Origin of the sequence: Aequorivita soesokkakensis, assembly GCF_001641085.1 — a bacterium.
GTDB lineage: Bacteria > Bacteroidota > Bacteroidia > Flavobacteriales > Flavobacteriaceae > Aequorivita > Aequorivita soesokkakensis.
The window spans coordinates 66215-92421 of record NZ_LXIE01000004.1 but is presented as its reverse complement, the minus strand read 5'-3'; the positions used below and the strand labels follow the sequence as shown (position 1 = coordinate 92421).

General features: G+C 35.9%; 29 protein-coding genes and 1 tRNA gene. 23 read left to right on the top strand and 7 right to left on the bottom strand.

Features of this window, described 5'->3' with window-relative positions; all coding sequences use genetic code 11:
- The first annotated feature begins 3 nt into the window (after positions 1-3).
- The 6 genes from A7A78_RS03885 to A7A78_RS03860 are packed head-to-tail and all read left to right on the top strand — an operon-like array spanning position 4 to position 3811.
- Complete coding sequence (locus tag A7A78_RS03885) at positions 4-1077, top strand: ABC transporter permease (RefSeq protein WP_094746028.1); 1074 nt, start codon at positions 4-6, stop codon at positions 1075-1077.
- Between the two features lie 15 nt (positions 1078-1092).
- Complete coding sequence (locus A7A78_RS03880; RefSeq protein ID WP_068761138.1) at positions 1093-1437, top strand: hypothetical protein; 345 nt, start codon at positions 1093-1095, stop codon at positions 1435-1437.
- 8 nt (positions 1438-1445) lie between these two features.
- Positions 1446-1922 (top strand): TlpA family protein disulfide reductase, encoded by a 477-nt coding sequence (locus tag A7A78_RS03875; RefSeq protein WP_068761137.1) that lies wholly within the window; start codon positions 1446-1448, stop codon positions 1920-1922.
- Positions 1919-2668: a triose-phosphate isomerase gene (gene tpiA, locus A7A78_RS03870; RefSeq protein ID WP_068761136.1), complete on the top strand. Its 750-nt coding sequence runs from the start codon at positions 1919-1921 to the stop codon at positions 2666-2668. Before A7A78_RS03875 ends, tpiA begins: the two co-directional genes overlap by 4 nt.
- A complete protein-coding gene (gene prmA, locus A7A78_RS03865; RefSeq protein WP_068761135.1) occupies positions 2668-3504 on the top strand; it encodes a 50S ribosomal protein L11 methyltransferase in 837 nt (278 codons plus the stop codon). The genes tpiA and prmA overlap by 1 nt, the downstream gene beginning before the upstream one ends.
- Positions 3505-3535: 31 nt before the next feature.
- Complete coding sequence (locus A7A78_RS03860) at positions 3536-3811, top strand: ATP-dependent Clp protease adaptor ClpS (RefSeq protein WP_068761134.1); 276 nt, start codon at positions 3536-3538, stop codon at positions 3809-3811.
- On the opposite strand, the gene A7A78_RS15070 is transcribed toward A7A78_RS03860, so the two are convergent.
- Together A7A78_RS15070 and A7A78_RS03855 are read right to left on the bottom strand one after the other, a co-directional pair.
- On the bottom strand, positions 3808-3966 hold the full coding sequence (locus A7A78_RS15070) for a hypothetical protein (protein ID WP_165593546.1): 159 nt from the start codon (positions 3964-3966) through the stop codon (positions 3808-3810). The two genes, A7A78_RS03860 and A7A78_RS15070, sit on opposite strands and share 4 nt — an antisense overlap.
- Positions 3967-4068: 102 nt before the next feature.
- A tRNA-Arg gene (locus A7A78_RS03855) sits at positions 4069-4142 on the bottom strand.
- Positions 4143-4217: 75 nt separating this feature from the next.
- On the opposite strand from A7A78_RS03855, the gene A7A78_RS03850 reads away from it, so the two are divergent.
- Positions 4218-4730, top strand: a complete 513-nt coding sequence (locus tag A7A78_RS03850) for an adenine phosphoribosyltransferase (RefSeq protein WP_068761133.1) — start codon at positions 4218-4220, stop codon at positions 4728-4730.
- On the opposite strand, the gene A7A78_RS03845 is transcribed toward A7A78_RS03850, so the two are convergent.
- On the bottom strand, positions 4727-4879 hold the full coding sequence (locus A7A78_RS03845; RefSeq protein WP_068761132.1) for an SsrA-binding protein: 153 nt from the start codon (positions 4877-4879) through the stop codon (positions 4727-4729). The genes A7A78_RS03850 and A7A78_RS03845 overlap by 4 nt on opposite strands.
- Before the next feature lie 157 nt (positions 4880-5036).
- Here A7A78_RS03845 and A7A78_RS03840 point away from each other — a divergent pair, with 157 nt between their 5' ends.
- From A7A78_RS03840 to A7A78_RS03780, 13 genes are all read left to right on the top strand, one after another.
- Complete coding sequence (locus A7A78_RS03840; protein WP_068761131.1) at positions 5037-5990, top strand: calcium/sodium antiporter; 954 nt, start codon at positions 5037-5039, stop codon at positions 5988-5990.
- A 139-nt stretch (positions 5991-6129) separates the two neighbouring features.
- Complete coding sequence (locus tag A7A78_RS03835; protein ID WP_068761130.1) at positions 6130-8316, top strand: glutamine synthetase III family protein; 2187 nt, start codon at positions 6130-6132, stop codon at positions 8314-8316.
- Between the two features lie 489 nt (positions 8317-8805).
- On the top strand, positions 8806-9594 hold the full coding sequence (locus A7A78_RS03830) for a hypothetical protein (protein ID WP_068761129.1): 789 nt from the start codon (positions 8806-8808) through the stop codon (positions 9592-9594).
- A gap of 95 nt (positions 9595-9689) precedes the next feature.
- Positions 9690-10214: a hypothetical protein gene (locus tag A7A78_RS03825; protein ID WP_068761128.1), complete on the top strand. Its 525-nt coding sequence runs from the start codon at positions 9690-9692 to the stop codon at positions 10212-10214.
- Between the two features lie 48 nt (positions 10215-10262).
- Complete coding sequence (locus A7A78_RS03820; RefSeq protein WP_068761127.1) at positions 10263-11015, top strand: CsgE family curli-type amyloid fiber assembly protein; 753 nt, start codon at positions 10263-10265, stop codon at positions 11013-11015.
- A gap of 121 nt (positions 11016-11136) precedes the next feature.
- The gene (locus A7A78_RS03815; protein WP_068761126.1) at positions 11137-11508 is read left to right on the top strand and encodes a curli assembly protein CsgF; all 372 of its coding nucleotides are present in this window, start codon (positions 11137-11139) and stop codon (positions 11506-11508) included.
- A 7-nt stretch (positions 11509-11515) separates the two neighbouring features.
- Positions 11516-12925, top strand: a complete 1410-nt coding sequence (locus A7A78_RS03810) for a CsgG/HfaB family protein (RefSeq protein ID WP_068761125.1) — start codon at positions 11516-11518, stop codon at positions 12923-12925.
- A gap of 7 nt (positions 12926-12932) precedes the next feature.
- Entirely contained in the window at positions 12933-14429 is a 1497-nt protein-coding gene (locus A7A78_RS03805) for a carboxypeptidase regulatory-like domain-containing protein (RefSeq protein ID WP_094746027.1), read from the top strand.
- Positions 14430-14511: 82 nt separating this feature from the next.
- Entirely contained in the window at positions 14512-15690 is a 1179-nt protein-coding gene (locus tag A7A78_RS03800; RefSeq protein ID WP_068761123.1) for an AIR synthase related protein, read from the top strand.
- A 67-nt stretch (positions 15691-15757) separates the two neighbouring features.
- Positions 15758-16489: a hypothetical protein gene (locus A7A78_RS03795; protein WP_068761122.1), complete on the top strand. Its 732-nt coding sequence runs from the start codon at positions 15758-15760 to the stop codon at positions 16487-16489.
- A gap of 111 nt (positions 16490-16600) precedes the next feature.
- A complete protein-coding gene (gene prfA, locus A7A78_RS03790) occupies positions 16601-17677 on the top strand; it encodes a peptide chain release factor 1 (RefSeq protein ID WP_068761121.1) in 1077 nt (358 codons plus the stop codon).
- Positions 17678-17701: 24 nt separating this feature from the next.
- Entirely contained in the window at positions 17702-18523 is an 822-nt protein-coding gene (gene pyrF, locus A7A78_RS03785; protein WP_068761120.1) for an orotidine-5'-phosphate decarboxylase, read from the top strand.
- A complete protein-coding gene (locus A7A78_RS03780) occupies positions 18510-19295 on the top strand; it encodes an ABC transporter substrate-binding protein (RefSeq protein ID WP_068761119.1) in 786 nt (261 codons plus the stop codon). Before pyrF ends, A7A78_RS03780 begins: the two co-directional genes overlap by 14 nt.
- A 2-nt stretch (positions 19296-19297) precedes the next feature.
- Here A7A78_RS03780 and A7A78_RS03775 read toward each other — a convergent pair whose 3' ends face one another.
- The 3 genes from A7A78_RS03775 to A7A78_RS03765 all read right to left on the bottom strand — a co-directional run bounded on the left by A7A78_RS03775 (position 19298) and on the right by A7A78_RS03765 (position 21135).
- Entirely contained in the window at positions 19298-19480 is a 183-nt protein-coding gene (locus tag A7A78_RS03775) for a Lacal_2735 family protein (protein WP_068761118.1), read from the bottom strand.
- Positions 19481-19599: 119 nt separating this feature from the next.
- Positions 19600-20313: a DUF4197 domain-containing protein gene (locus tag A7A78_RS03770; protein WP_068761117.1), complete on the bottom strand. Its 714-nt coding sequence runs from the start codon at positions 20311-20313 to the stop codon at positions 19600-19602.
- 81 nt (positions 20314-20394) lie between these two features.
- Complete coding sequence (locus A7A78_RS03765) at positions 20395-21135, bottom strand: T9SS type A sorting domain-containing protein (protein WP_165593545.1); 741 nt, start codon at positions 21133-21135, stop codon at positions 20395-20397.
- 316 nt (positions 21136-21451) lie between these two features.
- Here A7A78_RS03765 and A7A78_RS03760 point away from each other — a divergent pair, with 316 nt between their 5' ends.
- Entirely contained in the window at positions 21452-24877 is a 3426-nt protein-coding gene (locus A7A78_RS03760) for a methylmalonyl-CoA mutase family protein (RefSeq protein WP_068761115.1), read from the top strand.
- Positions 24878-24938: 61 nt separating this feature from the next.
- On the opposite strand, the gene A7A78_RS03755 is transcribed toward A7A78_RS03760, so the two are convergent.
- On the bottom strand, positions 24939-25334 hold the full coding sequence (locus A7A78_RS03755; RefSeq protein WP_068761114.1) for a hypothetical protein: 396 nt from the start codon (positions 25332-25334) through the stop codon (positions 24939-24941).
- Between the two features lie 124 nt (positions 25335-25458).
- On the opposite strand from A7A78_RS03755, the gene A7A78_RS03750 reads away from it, so the two are divergent.
- Together A7A78_RS03750 and A7A78_RS03745 are read left to right on the top strand one after the other, a co-directional pair.
- Complete coding sequence (locus A7A78_RS03750; protein WP_068761113.1) at positions 25459-25902, top strand: Lrp/AsnC family transcriptional regulator; 444 nt, start codon at positions 25459-25461, stop codon at positions 25900-25902.
- Positions 25903-26003: 101 nt separating this feature from the next.
- Positions 26004-26207, top strand: coding sequence for a hypothetical protein (locus tag A7A78_RS03745; RefSeq protein ID WP_068761112.1), 204 nt, complete (start codon positions 26004-26006; stop codon positions 26205-26207).

The window sequence follows — 26207 nt, the reverse complement described above, 5'->3', positions numbered from 1 at the left end:
TAAGTGACGGGTTACATACTTCAAAAATTGGGTTATGCCTTGCTCACGTTATTTGGGGTTGTGACCGTGATTTTTCTGCTGTTTACAATACTTCCCGGAGATCCCGCTCGCATGATGCTCGGCCAAAACGAAACCGCGGAACAACTTGCCGTGGTAAAAAAGAAATACGGTTTTGACCAGCCTGTTTCGGTTCAATATGTACGGTATTTGAATGATTTATCGCCCATTTCCTTCCACAGTAAAAATCCGGAGGATTACACGTTTCTTTCCGAAGGGAAATACAATGCAGCAAAATTATTCTCTATCGGAAATACAACCGTGGTTTTGAAAACACCCTATTTGCGGGAATCCTTTCAAAAGAATGGAAAAGAGGTAAGTGAAGTAATTGCGGAAACCCTTCCAAACACTTTTATATTGGCGGTTTCAGCAATTGTCATTGCAATGATTATTGGGGTTTTCTTGGGAATAATTTCCGTTCTTTTTAAAGATGGATTTATTGATAAAATGATCCAGTTGGTAAGCACTTTGGGAATGAGCGTCCCTTCATTTTTCAGTGCGATTATTTTTGCGTGGATTTTCGGCTTTTTGCTACACGAATACACAAATTTTAATATGACCGGAAGCCTCTATGAAGTGGATGATTTGGGAAATGGAAAGTACATCCAATGGAAAAATTTGATACTTCCCGCAATTGTTTTGGGAATTCGTCCGTTGGCAGTTGTTAGCCAATTGATGCGCAACTCGTTGCTCGAGGTTTTAAACCAGGATTACATTCGTACGGCAAAGGCAAAAGGGCTCTCTTTTTTTCAAATTATAAAAAGACACGCCTTGAAAAACTCTTTGAACCCTGTTGTTACGGCTATTTCAGGATGGTTTGCAAGTATGCTAGCTGGAGCCGTTTTTGTTGAATATATTTTCGGGTGGAATGGCTTGGGGAAGGAAATTGTAAACGCATTGAATACCTTGGATTTACCAATAATTATGGGAGCAGTCCTCGTGATTGCCACATTGTTTATTATTATCAATATTTTTGTGGATATAATTTACGGTTGGCTGGATCCGAAGATTAGTCGTTAGTAATCAGTTTGAGATATGAATGATAGTTGTAACGTACAAGTAGCTGAATTTGCGTTCCCTTTTCCTGCCGAAATATTTAAAACCGAATTGATTGATAAAGAAATTGATTTTAGGGAATTTCATAAAGATTCCTATGAAGACGGCTCCGGCTTTGTTATATTTTACGTTGCAAATAAAGATTTTGACGAAGCGTTTCTTTTAAAGGAAGAAGTGGATAAAGAAAATGCAGTTTCCGAAGAGAAATATAAGCACCCCATTGAAAAATATATAAGATGGTTCTTTCTAATTTGTTTTATTTGCTTCCTAATTTATAAACTAATCGATTTCTTTATCAGCGATAATATGATTTTAACGAAATAACAATAAAAATGAAAACACTAATTGCCATACTTTTATTTGTAACATTTGCGCAAGCGCAACAAAAATTCTTTACCGAAGCCGCATTAAATGATGTTTTTGTTTCTGAAAACAATGAGGAAATCACGCTTTCCGAAATTCTTCAGCAATACAAAGGGAAAACCGTTTTTATAGACGTTTGGGCCAGTTGGTGCAAAGATTGTATCGCCGGAATGCCAAAGGTGCAAAAGCTTCGCGAAGAAAACCCTGAAGTTGTTTTTCTTTTCCTTTCATTGGACAAAGAAACGGAGAGTTGGAAACACGGCATTGAAAAATATGGTGTAATTGGCGAAAATTATTTTATCCCTTCCGGATGGAAAGGACCCTTCTGCTCTTCCATAGATTTGGACTGGATTCCCAGATATATGGTACTGAATCCCGAAGGGGAAATTAGCCTTTATAAAGCCATTGAAACTGATGATGAAAATCTTTTAAAAGCATTGAAATGAGAAAAAAAATAGTAGCTGGAAACTGGAAAATGAACAACGATTTGGCCGAAACAGAAATGTTTTTGGTGGATTTAAAAAAGCAGGTATTTCCAGAGAATGTAATAATTATGATGGCACCGCCATTCACGAGTTTAAACCATGCATTTAAATCGTTGCGCGAGCATCCCGTAGAACTTGCCGCACAAAATATGCACCAAAGCAACGAAGGCGCTTTTACTGGTGAAATTTCAGCTAAAATGCTGAAAAGTGTTGGCGCCAAAACTGTTATTTTGGGCCATAGCGAACGTCGTGCTTTTTTCAACGAAGACAGTGCTGTTCTTGCTGAAAAGGTGAATACGGCACTTGAAAATGATATGGGCATTATTTTCTGCATAGGCGAAGAATTGGATGACAGAAAAAAGGGAAACCATTTTGAATTGATAAAAAGACAGCTTTCCGAAGGGCTTTTTCACGTTTCCGATGACGCTTGGGAAAATATTGTAATTGCCTATGAGCCCGTTTGGGCAATTGGCACGGGTGAAACCGCAAGCCCGGAACAAGCGCAGGAAATGCATAAATTTATCAGGAAAACGATTTCTGAAAGTTATTCGAAAGCAATTGCTGAAAAAGTTTCAATTCTTTATGGTGGAAGCGTGAAACCAGACAATGCTTCTGAAATTTTTGGGCAAGCTGATGTTGACGGCGGTTTAATTGGTGGAGCTTCCCTTAAAGTGGATAGTTTTATGAAAATTGTAAATTCTTTTTAATGTCACAGATCTATATTGGTTATGATTTTAAGGTAAATCCGTTGCAACCAGGAACGGAAATCTTGATTGCTGAATTGGGTTATGCAGGTTTTGAAAGTTTTGTGGAAACGGAAGAAGGCGTTACGGCATATATTCAAAAGGATGATTGGAACGATCATATTTTGAAAGACATAAATATTCTCAATTCTGACGAATTTAAAATTGAATATACTTTTTCAGAAATAGAACAAATCAACTGGAATTCTGAATGGGAAAAAAACTTCGATCCAATAGAAGTGGATGGAAAATGCACCGTTCGCGCGCCATTTCACCCAGCTAAAAATTTTGAATACGAGATTGTGATTGAGCCGAAAATGTCTTTCGGCACTGGCCATCACGAAACCACTTTTATGATGTTGCAGTTTATTTTGGAAAACGATTTCAAAAACAAAACCGTACTCGATATGGGCTGTGGCACGGCAGTTTTGGCGATTTTGACCGAAATGCGCGGCGCTTCAAAACTGGACGCAATAGATATTGACGAGTGGTGTTTTGAGAATTCTATGGAAAATATTCAAAGAAACGATTGTAAAAATATTTCAGTTTATTTGGGAGATGCGTCGTTGCTTTCTGATAGGGAGTATGATGTGATAATAGCCAACATCAATAGAAATATTCTACTTAATGATATGCAGGCTTATATGGAAAGTTTAAATGATGTTGGAGAATTGTATTTAAGTGGTTTTTATTTAGAAGATTTACCAATAATTACAGAAACTTGCAATAATCTCGGCTTCACTTTCGTTGAAAATAAGGAGAAAAATAATTGGGTTGCCGCGAAGTTTATAATTTCGTAAATTTAATTAGTTATAGTAAAGTTTAAAAATTATGAGTACCAAGGAAAAAATTCAGGAAGATGTATCGGTCTTGGAAAAGGAGAGCAACCAAAATGAAATTGTGCTTTACAATGATGACGTAAACACTTTTGACCACGTAATAAACAGTTTGATCTTCGCTTGTGAACACACGCCAGAACAGGCAGAACAATGCAGCATCATAGTCCATTATAAAGGAAAATGTACTGTAAAGACCGGCGAATTTAATGAGTTAAAGCCGCGCTGCTCTATGTTATTGGAAGCTGGATTGAGCGCAGAGATTATTTAAAACCACTCAAAATATAATCCGGAAATAATTACGGCTAATATTAAAATAATCAGTATAGTAATAATGAAACCTGCACCAAAGCGGGTTTTTTTATTATCCTGAAGTATATAATCTCTTTCTTTTTCGTTATCGGCATCTTTTACTATTTTCGTCATTTTTGATGGTTTTATGCCTCCAAAATACTTAAAAATCCTGAGATTTTTATGAAAATTAAGTCATAAAAAAACCACGTTTTTAAAAACGTGGTTTTTGGTTTGTGACCTTGCCAGGATTCAAACCTGGAACCTCCTGAGCCGTAATCAGGTGCGCTATTCAGTTGCGCCACAAGGCCTAAATAAATTTCGCTTTAAGCGGGTGCAAATATATTTCTTTTTAAATTGCAAGACAAATTAATAGTTGTAAAATTATGGATTTATCTGAATATATTCGAAATATTGAAAATTTTCCAAAGTCTGGTATCCAGTTTAAGGACATTACTCCCTTGCTTGCAAATAAAGGAGCTTCCGAATACTGCTTAGATAAATTGTTGGAAATGATAGGCGGAGAAAAAATAGATAAAGTAGTGGGAATAGAGTCCCGCGGTTTTTTCTTTGGAACATTACTCGCCCAAAAACTTAACGCTGGTTTTGCGCCCATCAGAAAACCGGGCAAGCTTCCCTATAAAACCCTGAAAGAGCCCTATCAATTGGAATATGGGATAGATGCACTTGAAATTCATGAAGATGCAATAAAAAAAGGGGAGCGGGTTTTGTTGCATGATGATGTTTTGGCAACGGGAGGTACTGCAAAAGCTGCCTGCAAATTAATAGAAAGTTTGGGTGGCGAAATAGTGCAGTGTAATTTTTTGATTGAACTGGAATTTTTAAAAGGGAGACAGAAATTGCAAAAACAATTAGTTAAATCATTGTTGAAATATTAATCCAGGGCGTTTTTCGTAACCCACAATTTATAGCCGAAAATAGCCATTTGAAGCTTTGATGCTTTGGCTAAATCCAAGCCTTTTTTGGTAAAACTTGGCAAGACCTTCTTATTCACTTTTGCCAAAAATTGAAAGATTTTCTTTTTCATAATATATAAAGGTATAGAAATTGGATTTTAACAATGTAAAAATTATTATAAGTTTTTCAGAAGCCGTATTTTTTTAAAGTTACGGTGGAACCGATTTTTATTTCCCACTTTCCATTTGGCAGTTCATTTCATTATCTTCGCAATCTTTAAATAATTTATGGAATATTTATATGTTTTTATAGGATTGGCCTTGCTTGTTGTGGGTGGGGAGTTTTTGGTGCGTTCCTCGGTTGCGCTTTCTTTTAAACTTCACCTTTCCAAAATGGTTATAGGTTTAACCGTGGTTTCCTTTGCAACTTCGGCACCAGAGCTTTTGGTGAGTCTTCAGGCTGCCCTTAATGGTTTTTCAGACATTGCTTTGGGGAATGTAATGGGTTCAAACATCGCAAATATTGGTCTGGTTTTGGGTATTACTGCAATTATTTCTCCATTGGCAATCGATAAGGGTTTTTATAAATTGAATTGGCCCGTAATGATGATTCTTTCTGTAGGGCTGTATTTTATTTTGAAAAGTGGTTTGGAGATTTCCCGTTCCGAAGGTGTGGGTCTTTTACTGGTTTTGGTGGTTTATCTTTGGGTTTTAATAAGAAAAGCGAAAAAGGAAAGAGGTGCTATGCCTGTGGATGACAGTATTGATGAAGGTTTGTCCAAGGCTTCGAATTTTAAAATAATTATTTGGCTGCTAATTGGTGGTGTTTCTTTGTATTTTGGAAGTGAGCTTCTTGTTAGTAGTGCAATAAGTATTGCGGAAGATTTTGGGGTAAGCGAGCGTGTGATTGCTGTAACGATGATAGCTGTTGGAACCAGCATTCCGGAACTTGCTGCTTCTGTAATTGCTGCTCTAAAAAAGGAAAAAGCCATTTCACTGGGAAATCTTATTGGTTCAAACATCTTCAATATTTCTTCTGTATTGGGTGTTACGGCAATCATTCAACCAATCGCTGTAAAAAGCTCTGAAGTACTTACCAATGATGTTTTTTGGATGATTGGTTTTGCGGCAATATTGGTTCCTTTGGCATTTCTTCCGAAATCCTATCAACTTGGCCGGAAAAGGGGAATTTTATTAGTAGCGGCCTATGCCATTTTTATAGGGATGACAATTCTTAAATAATTAATATCTCATAACACCCCCTACATATTAAGGGGGTGTTTATAACTTTTCTAATTTTATTTTTAAATTTATTTAAAAAATAAGGGGGTGTGGGTGTGTTTTTTATATTTTTGCACTGTCAAACCATAAAATTCACATTATGCCCACTTTAAGATTTCATGCTTTAAAGGAAACTTTTAATAGAGTTCCTATTCCAGTTACCGAACCTGAAAGACGTTCCGATATTTTCGGAAAAAATGTTTTTAACGAAACTGCAATGCGGCAGTATCTTACTAAAGATTCTTTTAAAAGTGTAATGGATGCCATTGAAAATGGTTCCAAGATTGAACGCCATATAGCCGATCACATTTCAACAGGAATGAAGGAATGGGCTATTGCAAAAGGCGCAACACATTACACGCACTGGTTTCAACCATTAACAGGGGCAACTGCCGAAAAGCACGATGCTTTTTTTGAAACCATGGAAAATGGACAGGCTATTGAAAAATTTGGTGGCGGACAATTAGTACAACAGGAGCCGGACGCTTCCAGTTTTCCGAATGGAGGTATAAGAAATACATTTGAGGCACGCGGATATACTGCTTGGGATCCAACTTCACCAGCATTTATTTATGGCACTACCTTATGTATACCAACAGTTTTTGTTGCTTATACAGGGGAAGCACTTGATTATAAAACACCTTTATTAAGAGCACTTCAAAGTGTTGACGGAGCAGCGACTGCCGTGGCAAAATATTTTGATAAAAACGTTACTAAAGTGATTGCTACTTTGGGCTGGGAACAGGAATATTTCCTTATAGACAGTGCCTTGGCTGCATCTCGCCCGGATATTTCGTTGGCCGGAAGAAGTTTGTTGGGTCATTCTTCTGCAAAAGGACAACAATTGGACGACCATTATTTTGGTTCTATCCCTGCACGGGTCCTTAATTTTATGCGTCATTTGGAAACGGAGTGTATGCTTTTGGGTATTCCTGTGAAAACACGCCATAATGAAGTTGCACCTAACCAGTTTGAATTGGCTCCAATTTTTGAGGAAACTAATTTGGCAGTAGATCACAACTCCTTATTAATGGATTTGATGCACAAAATTGCCGAGAAACACAATTTTAAAGTTTTGTTTCACGAAAAACCATTTGCTAACGTAAACGGAAGCGGGAAGCACAACAACTGGTCATTGGCAACCAATACAGGTGTAAACTTACTTGGCCCTGGTAGTACGCCAATGAAGAATCTTCAGTTTTTAACGTTTTTTATTAATACGCTGAAAGCTGTAAATGAATATGAGGAATTATTAAGAGCTTCCATTGCAAGTGCTAGTAACGATCACCGTCTTGGAGCTAACGAAGCTCCTCCGGCCATCATTTCTGCATTTATAGGTTCGCAGTTAACAGAGGTGTTGGATGAGCTTGAAAAAGTTACAAGCGGAAAACTTTCTCCACAAGAAAAGACGGATCTAAAACTGAATGTAGTTGGTAAAATCCCGGAGATTTTATTGGACAATACAGATCGTAACCGTACTTCACCATTTGCTTTTACTGGAAACAAGTTTGAATTTCGTGCCGTAGGTTCAACTGCCAACTGCGCTAACCCGATGACGGTTCTTAATGCTATTGTAGCAAAGCAGTTGATAGATTTCAAAGCAGAAGTTGATGCTCTTATAAAGGATAAGAAGATGAAGAAGGACGATGCTATCTTCAATGTCCTTAAGGAATATATTAAGGATTCGAAAAGAATTCGTTTTGAAGGTGATGGTTATGGCGACGCTTGGGAAAAGGAAGCGAAAAAACGAGGATTGAGCAATCATAAAACAACTCCAGAAGCTCTAAAAGCTAAAGTTTCCAAGAAGACAATTGCATTGTTTGAGGAATTGGGAATTATGAGCAAGGTTGAGATTGAGGCCCGCCACGAAATAGAAGTTGAGGATTATGCTTTAAGAATACAGATTGAAGGCCGAATTCTTGGCGATATTGCTCGTAACCACGTTATTCCTACTGGAATTAGATACCAAAATATTTTGATTGAAAATGTTCAGGGGCTAAAAAATATTTATGGAACCGATTTCAAAAAATTCTCTGTTGAACAAATGCGACTTATAGAACAAATAAGTGAGCATATAGCTAAAATAAACAAGGGAATCACTGAAATGATTGATGCTAGAAAAAAGGCCAATAAGATTGAAAATGCAGAGAAAAGAGCTTTTGCCTATTGTGACGATGTTAAGCCTTATTTTGAAATAATACGATATCACTGTGATAAACTTGAACTTCTGGTTGATGATGAAATTTGGCCATTGACCAAATACAGAGAACTTTTGTTTACTAAATAATTTTAACAAAAAATTAACAATTACTGTTAAAAACCGATTAAATACTTTTAATCGGTTTTTTTTTATTTTTCATCTATTAAAATGCTATTTATTGATAGGAAAAACCACTTTTGAAAAGGGGGATTTCCCCCTTTTTTCCTTTCGGGGCTTGCAAACCTTTGCATAGTATTTTTTTTTGTCGCATCTTTGAATTGTGATTGAGAGATAACAATATCAAAATCACTTCTCCTCAAAATATTGTTAAATAACAAACCTATCCCCTTAGTAGTTTTTGAATTCTGTGGCACATTATTTTGTCCATTGTTTTTAGAAAGCTTTTAAGACCTCCCCTAAAATTAAAATGTACTATAAAAGTTCATTTTTAAACTATCCCCATAATTAAAGTTTGATGAATTATTTTATATGATTTGTCAAAAAAATAAGGAAATAATTCCTTATCAAAAGCAGAATATTTTTTTAACCAAATATTAATCTTTAAATCTTTTAATTATGAAAAAAGTAGTTTTTTGCGCAGTAGCGCTAATGGCAGGAACAGCAATGTTCGCACAGTTCAATGACAGTAACGTCCTTCAAGTAGGGGCTTTAAACGGTTCAGCAGTTAACCAACAAGGTTGGGTGAATGACTCTGACGTAATCCAGTTAGGTCTTGGAAACGGTTCTAACGTAGATCAGTATGGAATCGCTAACGATTCTTATGTATTGCAAATCGGTGTTGGAAATGGATCTGATGTAGATCAAGATGGTATCCTTAACGATTCTCAAGTATTGCAGTTTGGAGCTGGTAACGGTTCTACTGTAACTCAATTAGGGTTGGCAAACAATTCTGCTGTATTACAAATTGGTGTTGGAAACGGATCTGATGTTGACCAAACTGGTATTTTGAATGACTCTGATGTTACTCAAATTGGTGTTGGAAACGGTTCATCTGTAATGCAATTCGGTATTTTGAACGACTCTGATGTTCTTCAAATTGGTTTAGGAAACGGATCTGATGTAGACCAAATTGGTTTATTCAACGATTCTGATGTTTTCCAATTGGGAGCTGGAAACGGATCTTATGTAGGTCAATTAGGTATTGCTAACGATTCAGATGTAAACCAAATAGGTATTGCTAACGGAAGTTTAGTAGCTCAAATAGGTTTCTTCAACACTTCTTTGGTAAACCAATTCGGAATTGGTAACGGAAGTATTGTTTTGCAAACTGGTCTTGGACACAACAGTGTTGTGAACCAAATAGGTTTGGGTAACGGCTCTTTAGTAGTTCAAAATAACCTATAATAAAACTGAAATAAATAGTTATATTTATAGAGGAAATAGTAAAACTGTAAGAGCACTTTCTAAGTGCTCTTACGCTTTACTCAAATAAAAAAAGGATGAAAAATATAATTAGAATATCGATAGCTATTTTAGTTTTGCTTATAGGCAACCGCACAGACGCCCAAACCTATAAAGTTGATAATTCCTCTACAACATCCAATCTTCAAATTAAAGCAGATCAATTCAAACTTTTTTCTTCCCAAGCTGGTTCACTCAGTAATTCAAAAAATGTTTCTGCTTCAAACAACATATATATCCAACAGATAGGAAATAAAAATGATATCGTTTCCAATACAAAATCTGTCTATAGTGACGTCGGGTTATTTCAAAAAGGAAATAATAATGAAATCTTACTCGATATAACCGCGGGTGCAATAAAAGAAAATGTTTTGCAAACCGGAATCAATAATAGTGTTATTGATATTAATACAAAAGGTTCTATTTTGCATACAACTGCTGTCTTTCAAAAGGGAGCGAATCAAAACCTCATTATGCTGGGATCAAATTCCATCTCAGATAATATGATAATCTCAATGCAAGGAAAGAAACAAACTATCCTTGTTCGCAACATAAGAAATTAAAATATTTTGTTTACTAAAAATATACATAGCGTATTAATAATACTGGCCATGGTATTGTTTACAGATTTTGCTTTTTCACAAGTCTATAATACTAGTGTTGAGGCCAAGATAAATTTGCAACAATATGGAGATGTAATTCAGATTACCGGTTCTGCACTAAACAAAACCTCCTCAAGCCAAAGCTTACGTTATATTCTCTCTGTTATTAAAAATGACACAAAAAGTTCAAATAGTTCTAAAAATGACCAAACTGGCCGGTTTGTTCTTGATCTTGGCGAAAAAAAGAATCTTTCCACCACCACAATAAATACTAATGAAAAAGACAGAATAATTATTCTTTTGCTAGTTTATGATGAAAAAGACAAATTGCTGGGGATGGATCGTATCGTCGTTAATGGTAACGAAGAAGATGAAAAATTAGAACTGGAAGAGAATAAACAAAAAGAGCAAATATTGAATGTTTCTCCAGATGCAACCCAAAAAGAAAATGACGGGGTTACCCTTCGGGGCATTGTAATTGAAGAAACCAAAACGAAGCCAGGTAGGGATTTTTATAAAATGTTCTACTCTCTCTATTCCGCAAATAATGTAAATGGCGAAGAAATAGTTACCGTTAAGGAAGTTCTGGCGCTAAACAACAATACAAAAATTGAAATTTATGTGGCCAATGAAAAGGTGGTTGAATTTTTTGTAACACCGCAAAATGAATATTTAAAAAAAATGTCTGAAACTTCCATTAGAACAGTCTATTGGTATCTTCAAAAGTATAAGCAAAATAAAAATTTGAAAAAATATTATTAATTTCTTGAATGTATTTTAAGCAAGCTATCGTTTTGAAAAAGCAAAAAGATGGAAATATTTACTTAAATTTGAGGAGCTTCCCCTTCAAATTATATAGATTAACAATTAAAATTACAACCAAATGAAACCTATTATTACACTTCTTTTTTTAATAGTTTCCTCATACGGCTTTGCCCAACAATTAGTTTATACACCAGTAAATCCAGCTTTTGGAGGAGATCCTTTTAATTATACCTGGCTTTTGAACTCTGCCAACGCACAAAATTCATTTGATGATGATACGGGTCTGGCTGGATTTGAAGGCTTGACTGATTTAACTAGTAATTTGGATGGTCAATTTGGAAATCAATTCGGTCAAAATAATACTCCCCCTCTTGGAACATCCACCGAAGGAAATTTTGAATATGAAGTATTTGAATCAACAGCGGGACTGGTTATCAATGTTTTGAACATTATTACTGGAGAAGCGAGCCAGATTATTATCCCAAATTAAAAATATTATGAATAATACACTTACAAAGTTATGTATTGTATTTGCCTCTTTTCTATTGGTAAGTTGTGGTGCCTACTTCAACCAACCAGTAGGGAATCAAGAAGCTCGTATAGGTGAAACAACAAAGCAAACAAAAAAACTTTATACACTGCCAGATCCCGCTGAACCAATTATAGCGGGCGTTTATAACTTTAAGGACCAAACGGGGCAATATAAAAGTATTGAGGCAGGAAGCACGTTCAGTACCGCAATAACGCAAGGAGCGACCACAATACTCATAAAGGCTCTGCAAGATTCCAAATGGTTCAGACCTATAGAAAGAGAAAATTTGAACAATCTTTTAAACGAACGAAATATCATTAGAAGTACTCGTGAAGAATATAAAAAGCCCGATGATAATAGCCCAACAAGGTTATCACCACTTTTATTTGCTGGAATTTTATTGGAAGGCGGCGTAGTTTCCTATGATTCCAATATCATGACTGGAGGTGCTGGGGCACGTTATTTTGGCGTAGGTGGATCTACACAGTATAGGCAGGATAGAATAACTGTTTATTTAAGAGCCGTATCAACATCTACGGGCGAAGTTCTAAAAACTGTGTATGTTTCAAAAACAATTTTGTCACAAGCCGTTGATGTAAGCCTTTTTCGTTACGTTAATTTTGAGAGATTACTTGAGGTGGAAACAGGATTCACAAAAAACGAACCTGCACAGATGGCTGTACAGGAGGCTATTGAAAAATCTGTAGAAGTGCTTATAGTGGAAGGAATAAAAGATAAATTATGGTCCACAGCTGAAGGTGAAGAAAAAAATAAAGAAATTGTTGATGAATACTTACTCGAAAAGGAAGTGGAAGAATCTACTGGACTTTATGAAAGAAGATTCTTAAAAAATGATTATAGAAATACTGCAAATATTAATTTTGGAATGGCTTTGGTTGACGGTGATTATACCACCGGTATATTGGATTATAAAGCAGGCTTGGGTTACAAATACCGTATAATTCCAGAGCTAAGTGTAGGTTCAGATTTTCAAATTTTTAGATTAAATTCTTCTCCTAAAACCAACCATTGGTGGGTGAGCGAGAGTATAAAGGTTGAATACAATATGCTTCCACATGACAGGCTTTCACCGCTTTTTTATGCTGCTCCTGGTATTTTACTTTTTGCGGACGATAGCCCTTTGCTTTATCTGCAGCGTTGGGACAGTTTCTTTAACTTGAAATTGGGCGCCGGTTTGGAATATGATGTGTCAGACAGGATTTCGTTTGAATTAAATGGCGAATGGAATGTAACCTTTTCAGATAAAATTGACAATTTACCACACGGCAGAAGAGACGATTATTATTACACATTCAGTCTGGGCCTAAATTACCATTTTGGGTCTGTAAAATCTAAATTTAAAACTAATCAATAAACGAACGATGATGAAAGGAAGTTTAACATATATAAAGTTATTGGGTATTTTCTTGATTCTTTTAGTTTCTTGTAATGAGGATAGAATTAGTGAAAATGATTTTGGCACCATTAAAGGAAAAGTGGTAATGGAAGGAACCAATGCGCCTTTGGAGAATGTAAGGATATCAACAAATCCATTTACAAGTACCGTTTTTTCTGACAATAAAGGTAATTTCAAAATTGAAAACGTTCCCGTCGGTGAATATTCAGTAGGAGCCCGTTTAGATGGTTATCTCGCTACTTTTGAACCGGCCACAGTGGTAACAAACTTAGCCGTAAACGTTATTTTTGAAATGCAAATTTCTACAGCAAATAACAGGCCGCCAACAGCTCCAGAATTAACCAGCCCTGCAGAAAACGAAGTTTTGGAAAGTACAGAAGTTGTCTTTGAGTGGGAATCTACCGACCCAGAAGAAGATCCAATAACTTATACCCTAGAATTGAGAAACGATCAAAATGAGGATGTTTTGCTTTTTGAGGATATTACAGAACCTACTTTCACATATTCTGATTTAATGCTTGGCGCACAATATTTTTGGCAAGTTTCCGCGAAAGATGAATATAATCCAGCGGTTTTAAGTACAGTTGGAACTTTTAAAGTAATGACTGCGCCAGTGGAAAATAGATTTTTGTTTGTTAGAAATATAAACGGTAACAACGTAATTTTTTCCGCAGATGAAGATGGAAATGAATTTCAACTTACTTCTGAAAACACAAATAGCTATCGCCCAAGAAGAAATGTTGCTGCAAATAGAATAGCTTATCTTCAAACTACAGGTGCCCAAGCTGATATTTATACCATGAAGCGTGATGGAACAGATAAAGTTAAGGTTACTACAAACATTCAGCCCAATGGTTTCAATTTGAATGAAATAAATATTGCTTGGCCGCCTACAAGTGACAAAATCTACTTTCCAAGTTTGGACAAACTCTATAGAATTAGGCCAAATGGACAAGGTATTCAACTTATTTACCAAACACCAGATGGTTCTTTAATTTCTGAAATAGGAATTAGCGGTAACAACGATTTTATTGTTTTGAAAACAAATGATTTAAACGGCTATAATATAAAAATATTCACCATCCGTTTTAATGGAACTGTTATTGACACACTAATTTCGGGTGTTTCTGGAGCGGCCAGTGGATTGGATATTTCAGTTACAAATAAAAAAATAATTTATTCATATGACGTTTCTGAGTTTCAGAGCTCTGATTATAGAAGGCTGGATTCAAGAATATTTATGTATGATATAACTGACGGCACCACCACAGATATTTCAGCTGAAAAACCAAATGGAACCAACGATTTAGATTGTAAATTTTCACCAAACGAAGCCTTTGTGATTTATACAAATACTTCTAACGATGGTATTTCCCAAAAAGACGTTTATTCACTTGAGATAGGTGAAGAAGAAACCAGAGAATTACTTTATACGGATGCCTTTATGCCCGATTGGGAATAACCAAATAAATTTCAAAACCCTGAAAGCCCACCTTTGTGGGCTTTTTTTTAATCCGTACTTTTGCAAACATAATATTCAGTCCATGAGCAAAGAGATTTCAAAAAGGTATGCACAAAGGGGCGTGTCTGCAGGTAAGGAAGATGTGCACAATGCCATCAAAAATGTAGATAAAGGCCTTTTTCCAAAAGCATTCTGCAAAATTGTTCCCGATTACCTCACCAATAATAAAGATTATTGCTTGATAATGCACGCAGACGGTGCTGGTACCAAATCTTCATTGGCCTATACTTATTGGAAAGAAACAGGTGATGTTTCTGTATGGAAAGGTATTGCCCAAGATGCCCTCATAATGAACATTGACGATCTGCTTTGCGTGGGTGCTGTTGATAATATAATGCTTTCATCTACCATTGGAAGAAATAAAAATCTGATTCCAGGAGAAGTTATTTCAGCAATCATAAATGGTACGGAAGAATTGATAGCCGAAATGAAACAATATGGAATTGTTATAAATTCTACAGGGGGTGAAACAGCAGATGTTGGAGATCTTGTCCGTACTATTATTGTTGATTCAACCGTAACCGCCCGAATGAAGCGAAGCGAGGTTGTTGACAATGCAAATATTAAACCCGGAGATGTGATAGTTGGGTTGGCCTCCTTCGGTCAGGCTTCTTATGAAAAAGAGTATAACGGTGGTATGGGCAGCAATGGTTTAACCTCTGCACGGCACGATGTTTTTGATAACTATTTGGCCAAAAAATATCCTGAAAGTTTTGATGCCTCAGTCCCAAGTGAGCTTGTTTATTCAGGTTCAAAAAAATTGACGGACGCAGTTGCGGATTCCCCATTGAATGCTGGAAAATTAGTGCTTTCACCTACGCGCACATATGCTCCAATCATAAAAGAAATTTTAACTCAATTCAGCAACAAGGAAATCCACGGAATGGTGCATTGCAGCGGTGGCGCCCAAACAAAGATTCTTCACTTTGTAGAGAATCTTCATATAATTAAAGATAATATGTTTGACGTGCCCCCACTTTTTAAACTTATTCAATCTGAAAGTAAAACAGATTGGAAAGAAATGTATCAAGTTTTCAATATGGGCCACAGAATGGAACTCTATGTTCCCGAGAAAATAGCAGCGGCCATTATAAAAATTTCGAAATCATTTAATGTAAATGCACAAATTATAGGTAGGGTAGAAGCTGCCACTTCCAAAAAGCTAACTGTAAAAACAGCAATGGGCGAATTTGTATATTGATATTTTCAGCTATATTCGCAGATGATTTTGAGCTAATTACATTTTATTTTCAAATCGTCAAAAGCGGATGTCAGAGAAAATTTTCTTCAAAAATTACAAGATGGGCTTGGCAATTATGGCAGTTTTTTTTATCTGCTTGAGCATAGCAATCCACTATTTTCAAAATTATTTTTTGTTTCGTTTGTTGCGTGGAATTATATGCTATACCGCGCTAATATATTTATTTGTGGCTCATGGGAAAAAAATCCAAAAATGGATTGTTGGTTTTCTCTTTTTTTATGGCGCTTCAAGTATTACAACGGTTTGGTATGAAAATGGAATTATGGCGAGCCTTTCTATGATTTTAAACTTCATTGCATTTTCAGCACTTTTTTTCTATATACTTCCAAAATTTACCTTAAAAAAAATAACCAAAACCTTTACACTACTTTTCATTGTTATGGTTTTTGTTAATGGATATTTATTTTTTCAATTAGTTGAATTAATGAAAGAAATGACACTAAATACAACGCAGTACATTTTTATGCTTTTATGTGCTTGCTGTGGAATTTTACTTGGGTTTTTAGCATTATTTTATAATCATTATTACAACAACCCACAATCCATGGCTTTTACGCTTTTAATTTTTTTGATAATTTTTGCCGAAATATTTAGGGGAATAGCGTACTACAATCTTGCTGATGGAGTTTTGTTTGTGTATTTGGCAAGAATTTTTCTGGTGCTCAGTCTCTGTGTGATTGTTCACTTTTCATTTCTTGACTTAAAACCGGCAAGAAACTTAAAGCCAGCCTACTCTTAAAAAATCAGAAATCAATCTTTTTCTACATTGCTCTTTTTCTAAATAGATGCGTATTTCTATAGTTTTGATTCAGCTAAAAAATTGTAAATTTGCACCCATTATAAAATCCATATGTTAGACAGGCTTCAAATAATAAAACAACGTTTTGACGAGGTGAGCGACCTTATTATTCAACCAGATGTTATTAGCGATCAAAAACGCTACATTCAGTTGAATAAAGAATACAAAGACTTAAGGATTTTGATGGATAAACGCTCAGAATTTTTGGAGCTTACCGATAATATTACCGAGGCTGAAGAAATAATTTCTGACGGAATTGATACCGAGATGGTGGAAATGGCCAAGCTACAATTGGATGAAGCGAAAGCCCGTTTGCCAAAACTAGAGGAAGAAATTAAATTTTTATTGGTTCCGAAAGATCCCGAAGATGCCAAAAACGCCGTAATGGAAATTAGAGCTGGAACGGGTGGTGATGAAGCAAGTATTTTTGCAGGAGACCTGTTCAGAATGTACACAAAATACTGTGAAGGCAAGGGTTGGAAAACCAATGTTATTGATTTTAATGAAGGAACCAGCGGTGGTTTTAAAGAAGTACAGATAGAAATTGAAGGGGAAGACGTTTATGGTACCCTTAAATTTGAAGCTGGCGTTCACCGTGTGCAACGTGTTCCACAGACTGAAACACAAGGGCGTGTTCACACAAGTGCGGCAACCGTTATGGTTTTTCCTGAAGCTGAAGAATTTGATATTGAAGTAAATCCAAAAGATGTTCGTGTAGATTTCTTTTGTTCCTCGGGTCCGGGAGGGCAATCCGTAAACACAACCTATTCTGCGGTGCGTTTAACACACGTTCCAACGGGAATTGTTGCACAATGCCAAGACCAAAAATCACAGCATAAAAATAAAGAAAAGGCTTTTAGGGTATTGCGCTCTCGTTTGTATGATCTTGAGTTGGCAAAAAAGCAAGCAGAAGATGCCTTAAAACGTGGATCAATGGTGACGAGTGGTGATAGAAGTGCGAAAATTAGAACCTATAACTATCCACAAGGCCGCGTTACAGATCACCGTATAAATCTTACCTTGTACAATCTTGGGAATATTATGAACGGCGATGTTCAAGAAATAATTGACGAACTTCAGTTGGTTAGCAATACAGAAAAACTGAAGGAAACAGGTGAAACCTTTTAACAATAATCTTCTGAAATCTAAAGTATGACTACAGAAAGTTTAATTTCAGAAATAAAAAAGAAGAACTCCTTTCTTTGTGTTGGCCTAGATGTTGACCTTGAAAAAATTCCCGTATTTCTTTTAAAAGAAGAAGATCCAATATTTTCCTTCAACAAAGCTATTATTGACGCAACCCATCAATATGCGGTTGCCTACAAACCAAATACAGCTTTTTATGAAGCTTATGGTTTAAAGGGTTGGCAATCGCTGGAAAAAACAATAAAATATTTAAACGAAAACTACCCTGAAATTTTCACTATCGCTGATGCAAAACGCGGCGATATTGGCAATACTTCAAGCCGTTACGCGAAAGCTTTTTTTGAGGATTTGGGATTTGATTCAATAACGGTTGCTCCATATATGGGGAAAGATTCCGTAGAGCCTTTTCTCGCTTTTGAAAATAAACACACTATTCTTTTAGCCTTAACTTCAAACGAAGGTGCTTTTGATTTTCAAACTAAAAAAGTTGGAGACGAAGAGCTTTATAAACACGTATTGAAAACTTCAAAAGATTGGAAAAATAGCGAAAACTTAATGTATGTGGTTGGCGCTACAAAAGCTGAATATTTTGAAGAAATACGAAAGAATCTCCCTAATAGTTTTTTGCTGGTTCCCGGAGTTGGCGCGCAAGGCGGAAGCCTTAAAGAGGTCTGTAAATACGGTCTTTCCGAAAATATTGGCCTGCTCGTGAATTCTTCACGCGGAATTATTTATGCTTCAAATGATATTGATTTTGCCGCCGCCGCCGCCCGAGAGGCAAAAAAAATGCAACAGGAAATGAATACTATAATTGATGGAATTCGTTGATCAATTAAATAGAAAAGTATTTCTTAAAAAAACTCCTTCAAGAATAATATCGCTTGTTCCTTCCCAAACCGAATTATTGGTAGATCTTGGTTTGCGCGAAAATATTGTGGGCATCACTAAATTTTGTGTGCATCCAGCAGATTTGAAAAAAGAAAAAATGATTGTTGGCGGGACTAAAAAAGTGAATTACAACAAAATAAAATCCCTCAATCCAGATATTATTATTTGCAATAAAGAAGAAAACACTGAAAAAATGGTGCTTGAACTTGAAAAAATAGCACCCGTTTGGATCAGTGATGTAAGGACGATTGATGAAAGTATTTTGCTAATTACACAATTGGGAGAAATTTTCAATGTAGCTAAGAAAGCATCAGAAATAACTTCAAACATTAAAAAGAAGTTTTCCGAGTTAAGGACAATCACCCAAAATTTCCCCAAAAGGAAAGTTTTATATATTATATGGAAAGACCCTTATATGGCGGCGGGAAAGAATACTTTTATTGACGCGCTTCTTCAGGCGAATAATTTTGAAAATATTCTTGATTCTGAAACAACTCGCTATCCTGAAATAAGGGAAAAAGAATTTAACAAGGCCGATTTAGTTCTCCTTTCCACAGAACCTTATCCTTTCAGAAATAGTGATGTCTTGAAATTGAGTGAAAAACTGGAAGCTGAAGTTAAGCTTGCAGATGGAGAATATTTTAGTTGGTATGGTTCCCGTTTTATGCGTTCAATGGAATATTTTAAAACATTTCATAAAGATGGAAAATAGTTTTATTTATCGCCTTGTTGAAATGTAAGATATTTTATTTCCTGAAAAAGTTTGTCTGCTTGATGGTGTACTTTTTCACTTTTTTCTACATCCTTCAATGCAGTATCATAGGATTTTTTCATTAAAAGAGTATACCTTTCTTTTAACTTTTCTACTTTAGATTTTTTTTTGAACCAACTGAACATTGCGCTTTTCTTAATAAAACAAAGATAATTTCAATTAAGAAAAGTAATTATTAATGCATGGTTAAGAGTATCATAAATTAGAATAGATTGTTACGATTTTAGTTAAAAAGTCACGGAAATTAATCCTGTAATGCAAATACTTGCCTTAAAAGTGTTGTGGTTCTTGCTGAAATATTGTTTCTGATATCTTTCTCCTCAACGCTTATCATTTTAAAAACTCCATTGAGAGCTTGGTTTGTTACATAATCTGTAAGATCTGGATTCACTTTAGTAACAAATGGCACGGAGTTATATTTAGTAATGATGTTGCTCCAAATTTGGTCCGCACCTACTTTTGAAAAAGAATTTTTAATAACGGGATTAAATTTTGAATATAAGGCAGAATTGGTGCGTTGTTGCAAATAGTTTGTTGCTGCATTGTCTGGACCTAAAAGTATATTTTTTGCATCATTGAAAGTAATGTCTTTCACGGCAGTTACAAAAATTGGAGTAGCTTCTTTTACGGCATCTTCAGCTGCTCTGTTAAGTACTTTTAGCCCTTCATCAGCTAAACTCCCTAATCCAATATCTCTTAATGTTTGATCCACTTTCTGTAATTCTTGGGGCAATAATATTTTTACCAATTGATTTTTGTAAAAACCATCTGTTTGGGTAAGCTTTGTTACTTGTTTGTCTATTCCGAAATCCAATGCTTGCCGTAAGCCATTTGCAATCATTGTTGTGTCTGTGCCAATTCCTGTTTGGTTGGGAAGGGTGTTTACTACTTGTTGCAATTCAGCACAAGAAATCAAAATAAATAAAGAACAGAAAAGAAAGATTTTTTTAAGTAACATAGGTTTGGATTAAATGAATTTCAAATATAAAAAAAGACCCTTCATTAATGAAGGGTCTTTTGATAAAAAAACTTTAAATTATTATTTAATAATTTTCACAGTTTTAGAAGCATTACCTATAGTAACTTTTACCATATAAGCACCAGAAGCAAGACCGCTCATGTTGATTTTTGGAGAAATTACATCAGGTTGTACTGAAAGTACTCTTTTGCCCAATACATCGTAAACTTCAATATTGTCAACAGCTGTTTTAGTACTGATGTTCAATACATCTTTTACTGGATTAGGATATACTCTAAAAGAATCAGCAGAGAAATCTTCAACTCCAGCAGCACTAGAGAAAACTACATCGTCAATATAGTACTGATTGTTTGCGTCAATAGAAAAGAAGTCAATTCCTCCTAAGTTACCACCAGAATAGAAAGGTCCATTATAGATTTCAGTTCCGTCAATAGACATTACAACAGTATCTGTGTCAAGATTAATTACGTGACTGATTTGGAACCAAAAGTTTTCTGGGTAAGAAAATGTAGAAACAATGTTTGCAGGGTTTGCATCATCAACAACATATCCAGTACCTGGAGTTAAGTTATCCAAGTTAAAGTGAACGTTGATTGCCCAAATACCTCCAGTAGCACCAGTGTCTTCATCTTCTTGTACATTATAGTATCCAGTTTTTCCACCAGGTATATACATATACCAATCTAAAGTATAAGTTCCAGAAGTTTGGTTTCCTAATAAAAGCATTGCATCTTGAACACCATCGTCACCGATGTATCCAGACTGTCCACCGCTGAAAGCTTGGTCAGTAGTAATCACCATGTCTTCTGGACCTGCAGCACCACTCCAGCTAGACCAATGGTCTTCATGTACTGGACCTGGAGTGTAACCTTCCATATCGTCGTCAATTAATTGTGCGTTTGCAGAAAAAGTAAAAGCTCCTAGAGCAAAAGCTAATAAGTAAATTTTTTTCATAATGTTAAATTTTTAATTGTTTAATATTGAGTGTGCAATATACAAAAATTATAAAAAAAAGCAAGGCTCTAAATAAAATATTTTTTACATCCTTCTCCACTTAAAGCATTATGTTCGTTAGCTTTTCCTTAAATTTGCGTTTTATTATTTTAAGAAATATTCCATGCGACAAATAACTCCCTATAAACCAAAACATAAAGTACGTATTGTTACGGCTGCTTCTCTTTTTGATGGGCACGATGCCGCAATAAATATTATGCGCCGTATTATCCAATCTACCGGAGTAGAGGTTATCCACCTTGGCCACGATCGCAGTGTGGAAGAAGTTGTTAATACTGCCATTCAGGAAGATGCAAACGCAATAGCTATGACTTCCTATCAAGGTGGCCACAATGAGTATTTTAAATATATGTATGACTTGTTGCAGGAAAAAGGAGCGGGACACATAAAGATATTTGGCGGCGGTGGCGGCGTTATCCTTCCTTCTGAAATTAAGGAATTAATGGATTATGGCATTACTAGAATATATGCTCCGGATGATGGACGTGAAATGGGGCTGCAGGGAATGATAAACGATTTAGTGGAGCAATCTGATTTTGCGATAGGTGATACATTAAATGGTGAACTTTCAAAATTACCTAATAAGGAAATGGGTGCCATTGCGCGAATTATTTCTTCTGCCGAAAATTTTCCCGAGGTTGCAAAGGAAACGCTTCAGAAAATCCATATCAAAAACGAAAAGGTAAAAACGCCAGTTTTGGGAATTACGGGAACCGGAGGTGCTGGAAAGTCATCATTGGTTGATGAATTGGTGCGAAGATTTTTAATAGATTTTCCGAAGAAGACAATTGGAATTGTTTCCGTAGATCCTTCCAAAAGGAAAACCGGAGGCGCTTTGTTGGGCGATAGAATTCGAATGAATGCAATAAATTCGCCAAGAGTTTATATGCGAAGCTTGGCAACGCGCCAAAGCAATCTGGCACTTTCAAAATATGTTTCGGAAGCTATTGAGGTTTTAAAAGCTGCGGAATATGATTTGATTATCCTTGAAACTTCCGGAATAGGGCAGAGCGATACCGAAATTCTTGAACACAGTGATGTTTCATTATATGTAATGACACCTGAATTTGGCGCAGCCACACAGCTTGAAAAGATTGATATGCTGGATTTCGCCGATCTTGTGGCAATTAATAAATTTGATAAACGCGGTTCGCTCGATGCGCTCCGTGATGTAAAAAAACAATATGTGCGCAACCATCAACTTTGGGAAACACCTCAAGATGAACTCCCTGTTTATGGTACTATAGCTTCACAGTTCAACGACCCGGGAATGAACAAACTCTATAAGGCGGTAATGAATGGGATTGTTGAAAAAACTGAAGCAGATCTTAAAAGTGATTTCCATGTTTCGGAAGAAATGGAAGAAAAGGTTTTTGTGATCCCGCCTTCGCGAACGCGCTATCTTTCAGAAATTTCGGAAAACAACAGAGCTTACGATAAAAAGGCTGCTGAGCAAGGGGAAGTAGCACAACGGCTTTATGGAATTTTCAAAACCATCGAATCCATTTCTGGGAAAATGCCACAACTCGATAAAGCGGGAATTGTTTCCGAATCAATTTCTGCTTCAGAAAAAAACAAGGATTTATTAAAGCTTCTGCTCGCTGAATTTGATCGTGAAAAACTAAATTTAGATCCCTATAATTGGGAAATAATTACAGCTTGGGGAGATAAACTGAATAAATACAAAAACCCGATTTACACCTTTAAGGTACGTGGAAAGGAAATAAATATTGATACCCATACCGAGTCGCTTTCCCACACCCAAATACCAAAAGTAGCATTGCCCAAATATCAAGCTTGGGGTGATATTTTAAAATGGACACTTCAAGAGAATGTTCCAGGGGAGTTTCCCTATACTTCGGGGCTTTATCCTTTCAAAAGAACGGGCGAAGATCCTGCGCGAATGTTTGCTGGAGAAGGTGGGCCTGAAAGAACAAATCGGCGTTTTCATTATGTAAGTTTAGGGCTTCCGGCAAAGAGGCTTTCCACGGCTTTTGATAGCGTAACACTATACGGAAACGATCCAGATCTACGTCCCGACATTTATGGAAAAATAGGGAACGCAGGCGTTTCTATCTGTTGCCTTGATGATGCCAAAAAACTTTATTCAGGTTTTGACTTAAGCCACCCAATGACTTCGGTAAGTATGACCATTAATGGTCCGGCGCCTATGTTGCTTGGCTTTTTTATGAATGCTGCTATTGATCAAAATTGCGAAAAGTATATTTTGGAAAATGGTTTGGAAAGTGAAGTTGAAAAGAAAATCAACAAAATTTATAAAGAAAAAGGAATTGAACGCCCAAAATATCACGGCGATCTTCCAGAAAGTAACAACGGATTAGGGCTGATGCTGCTTGGCGTAACCGGCGACCAAGTTTTGGAGGCTGAAGTTTATAATAAAATTAAATTTGAAACCCTTCAACAAGTTCGCGGTACCGTACAAGCTGATATTTTAAAGGAAGACCAAGCACAGAATACTTGTATATTTTCTACAGAATTTGCGCTTCGATTGATGGGGGATGTGCAGGAATATTTTATTGAGAAAAAAGTTCGAAATTTTTACTCTGTTTCTATTAGTGGTTATCACATTGCAGAAGCTGGTGCAAACCCAATCACCCAATTGGCTTTTACGCTTTCAAACGGTTTCACTTATGTGGAATATTACTTGAGTCGTGGTATGGACATCAATGAATTTGGACCAAACCTTTCTTTTTTCTTCAGTAATGGAATTGATCCGGAATATGCAGTAATTGGTCGTGTTGCCCGTAAAATATGGGCGAAGGCACTAAAGGAAAAATACGGTGCAAACCCAAGAGCGCAAATGCTAAAATATCATATTCAAACATCAGGGCGTTCCCTGCATGCCCAGGAAATTGATTTTAACGACATTCGAACTACGCTTCAAGCATTGTATGCAATTTATGACAATTGCAATTCCTTACATACAAATGCTTATGATGAAGCTATCACAACCCCAACAGAGGAAAGTGTTCGCCGTGCCATGGCCATTCAATTGATTATAAATAAAGAGTTGGGACTCGCAAAAAACGAAAATCCAATTCAAGGTTCTTTCATCATCGAAGAATTAACCGATCTTGTTGAAGAGGCGGTTTTGAAAGAATTTGATAGCATTACTGAACGCGGTGGGGTTTTGGGCGCTATGGAAACAATGTACCAGCGCAGTAAGATTCAGGAAGAGAGTCTTTATTATGAAACTTTAAAACATAACGGTGATTTCCCGATTATTGGCGTAAATACCTTTTTAAGCAGTAAAGGTTCCCCAACGGTTCTTCCAGCGGAGGTTATCCGAGCTACGGAAGAGGAAAAAATGGTACAGATTGAAACATTAAAAAACCTTCATAAAATATATACAGAGAGCGCGACGGCCTCAATAGAAAAAGTAAAGGCTGCGGCCATTCATAATGAAAATATGTTTGAACAATTAATGGAAGCGACTAAAGTTTGTTCTTTGGGACAGATAACGGAAGCGCTTTTTGAAGTAGGCGGACAATATAGAAGAAATATGTAAAAATCGGTTGAAGAATTTTAAATAAATGGACTTGAATTTTAAGAGATTACAGTTTTGAAATTTAGAGTGTTAACCTCCAGGTGTGTTGAAGTTTTCTAAATTTTTTAAGCTCTTTGCGAAGCAATGGCAGAAAATCCTTCCCGTTGCTGTTAACCTTTTCTAATCGTTCACAATTTTTATAAAGCAGGTTTGACAGGCGCATAACTGATGCGGCATACTTGTGTTTTTCTTCAGAAAAAGATTGGCTTTCCGCTTTTAGTATTTGTGGTGCAAGCGAAACGGATTGTTGCACAATATCGCCCGTAAAATATATGTTCGTGTCTTCTTTGCCATTTCTTTGAAGATAGGCTAAATCGTGACTTAAATAAAAGGAAATATGTCTGGATAATGTAAATATTTCCTGGGCCTTTTTATATAAAGGCGAATGCGGATTGTTTCCGAAAGAGTGGGGCGACATTTTTCTTTTCTTTTTTTAAAGCGTATCAAATTTACTCAGAAGCATTGGTTTTGCACAATATACTTTAAAGTAAATTGATATATTTGCTTTAAATAATACGTTAATTTTATTTTTTAACTTTAATATGAGCATAGATACTTTAAATTGGAAAATACTGAATTGTCTTCAGAAAAACGCACGACAACCCAATACAGAGATTGGAAGGCAAGTAGGCATTAGTTCACCTGCCGTTTCAGAGCGCATAAAAAAGATGGAAGATTCCGGTGTTATCAATGGTTACTTTACGGTTGTTTCACCTTTTGAAGCTGGATATCAGTTTAAGGCCATCATTACACTTCGAGCTTTTATGGGAAAACTAAAGCCCTTTCTTGAAATCGTAAAAACCTACGATGAAGTTTTAAATTGTTACCGTATCACTGGAAACGAAAATATTGTGATGGAAGTAGTTCTTAAAAACCAAAAGCATCTGGAAACATTTATTGACCAGTTAATTGTTTATGGTGAAACCAAGACACAGATTGTGCTTTCACACGTAGTTAAAAACAATGATTTAAAGCCTTTGAAATAATTTTTGCAATGTTAAAAATCTGGTAATTGGTTTCTTTTTAAGAGTTTAAAATTTTAGTTGGAGTTATCTTTAAATGGAAAAAAATTCTAAAATAAATAGCCATGAAAAACTATACCATACATTTTTTGATAATAACAATCTCTTCAGCACTTTTAGGATTTACAGGTTTGGAATTCCCAGGAGACACCGCTATTAGAATAATTTGTCTTTTCGCTGGAATAGCACTAATGATTTCCTGTCTCGATGCCGTTATTATAAGCAGGAAAAAAAGGAATAACAATAAAAAGCCCAGTATTAAAAGTTAG

Coding starts and splice junctions, on each gene's coding strand:
- A7A78_RS03880 (WP_068761138.1), top strand. CDS start 1,093: ATGAATGATAGTTGTAACGTACAAGTAGCTGAATTTGCGTTCCCTTTT.
- A7A78_RS03875 (WP_068761137.1), top strand. CDS start 1,446: ATGAAAACACTAATTGCCATACTTTTATTTGTAACATTTGCGCAAGCG.
- tpiA (WP_068761136.1), top strand. CDS start 1,919: ATGAGAAAAAAAATAGTAGCTGGAAACTGGAAAATGAACAACGATTTG.
- prmA (WP_068761135.1), top strand. CDS start 2,668: ATGTCACAGATCTATATTGGTTATGATTTTAAGGTAAATCCGTTGCAA.
- A7A78_RS03860 (WP_068761134.1), top strand. CDS start 3,536: ATGAGTACCAAGGAAAAAATTCAGGAAGATGTATCGGTCTTGGAAAAG.
- A7A78_RS15070 (WP_165593546.1), bottom strand. CDS start 3,966: ATGACGAAAATAGTAAAAGATGCCGATAACGAAAAAGAAAGAGATTAT.
- A7A78_RS03850 (WP_068761133.1), top strand. CDS start 4,218: ATGGATTTATCTGAATATATTCGAAATATTGAAAATTTTCCAAAGTCT.
- A7A78_RS03845 (WP_068761132.1), bottom strand. CDS start 4,879: ATGAAAAAGAAAATCTTTCAATTTTTGGCAAAAGTGAATAAGAAGGTC.
- A7A78_RS03840 (WP_068761131.1), top strand. CDS start 5,037: ATGGAATATTTATATGTTTTTATAGGATTGGCCTTGCTTGTTGTGGGT.
- A7A78_RS03835 (WP_068761130.1), top strand. CDS start 6,130: ATGCCCACTTTAAGATTTCATGCTTTAAAGGAAACTTTTAATAGAGTT.
- A7A78_RS03830 (WP_068761129.1), top strand. CDS start 8,806: ATGAAAAAAGTAGTTTTTTGCGCAGTAGCGCTAATGGCAGGAACAGCA.
- A7A78_RS03825 (WP_068761128.1), top strand. CDS start 9,690: ATGAAAAATATAATTAGAATATCGATAGCTATTTTAGTTTTGCTTATA.
- A7A78_RS03820 (WP_068761127.1), top strand. CDS start 10,263: ATGGTATTGTTTACAGATTTTGCTTTTTCACAAGTCTATAATACTAGT.
- A7A78_RS03815 (WP_068761126.1), top strand. CDS start 11,137: ATGAAACCTATTATTACACTTCTTTTTTTAATAGTTTCCTCATACGGC.
- A7A78_RS03810 (WP_068761125.1), top strand. CDS start 11,516: ATGAATAATACACTTACAAAGTTATGTATTGTATTTGCCTCTTTTCTA.
- A7A78_RS03805 (WP_094746027.1), top strand. CDS start 12,933: ATGATGAAAGGAAGTTTAACATATATAAAGTTATTGGGTATTTTCTTG.
- A7A78_RS03800 (WP_068761123.1), top strand. CDS start 14,512: ATGAGCAAAGAGATTTCAAAAAGGTATGCACAAAGGGGCGTGTCTGCA.
- A7A78_RS03795 (WP_068761122.1), top strand. CDS start 15,758: ATGTCAGAGAAAATTTTCTTCAAAAATTACAAGATGGGCTTGGCAATT.
- prfA (WP_068761121.1), top strand. CDS start 16,601: ATGTTAGACAGGCTTCAAATAATAAAACAACGTTTTGACGAGGTGAGC.
- pyrF (WP_068761120.1), top strand. CDS start 17,702: ATGACTACAGAAAGTTTAATTTCAGAAATAAAAAAGAAGAACTCCTTT.
- A7A78_RS03780 (WP_068761119.1), top strand. CDS start 18,510: ATGGAATTCGTTGATCAATTAAATAGAAAAGTATTTCTTAAAAAAACT.
- A7A78_RS03775 (WP_068761118.1), bottom strand. CDS start 19,480: ATGTTCAGTTGGTTCAAAAAAAAATCTAAAGTAGAAAAGTTAAAAGAA.
- A7A78_RS03770 (WP_068761117.1), bottom strand. CDS start 20,313: ATGTTACTTAAAAAAATCTTTCTTTTCTGTTCTTTATTTATTTTGATT.
- A7A78_RS03765 (WP_165593545.1), bottom strand. CDS start 21,135: ATGGTGATTACTACTGACCAAGCTTTCAGCGGTGGACAGTCTGGATAC.
- A7A78_RS03760 (WP_068761115.1), top strand. CDS start 21,452: ATGCGACAAATAACTCCCTATAAACCAAAACATAAAGTACGTATTGTT.
- A7A78_RS03755 (WP_068761114.1), bottom strand. CDS start 25,334: ATGTCGCCCCACTCTTTCGGAAACAATCCGCATTCGCCTTTATATAAA.
- A7A78_RS03750 (WP_068761113.1), top strand. CDS start 25,459: ATGAGCATAGATACTTTAAATTGGAAAATACTGAATTGTCTTCAGAAA.
- A7A78_RS03745 (WP_068761112.1), top strand. CDS start 26,004: ATGAAAAACTATACCATACATTTTTTGATAATAACAATCTCTTCAGCA.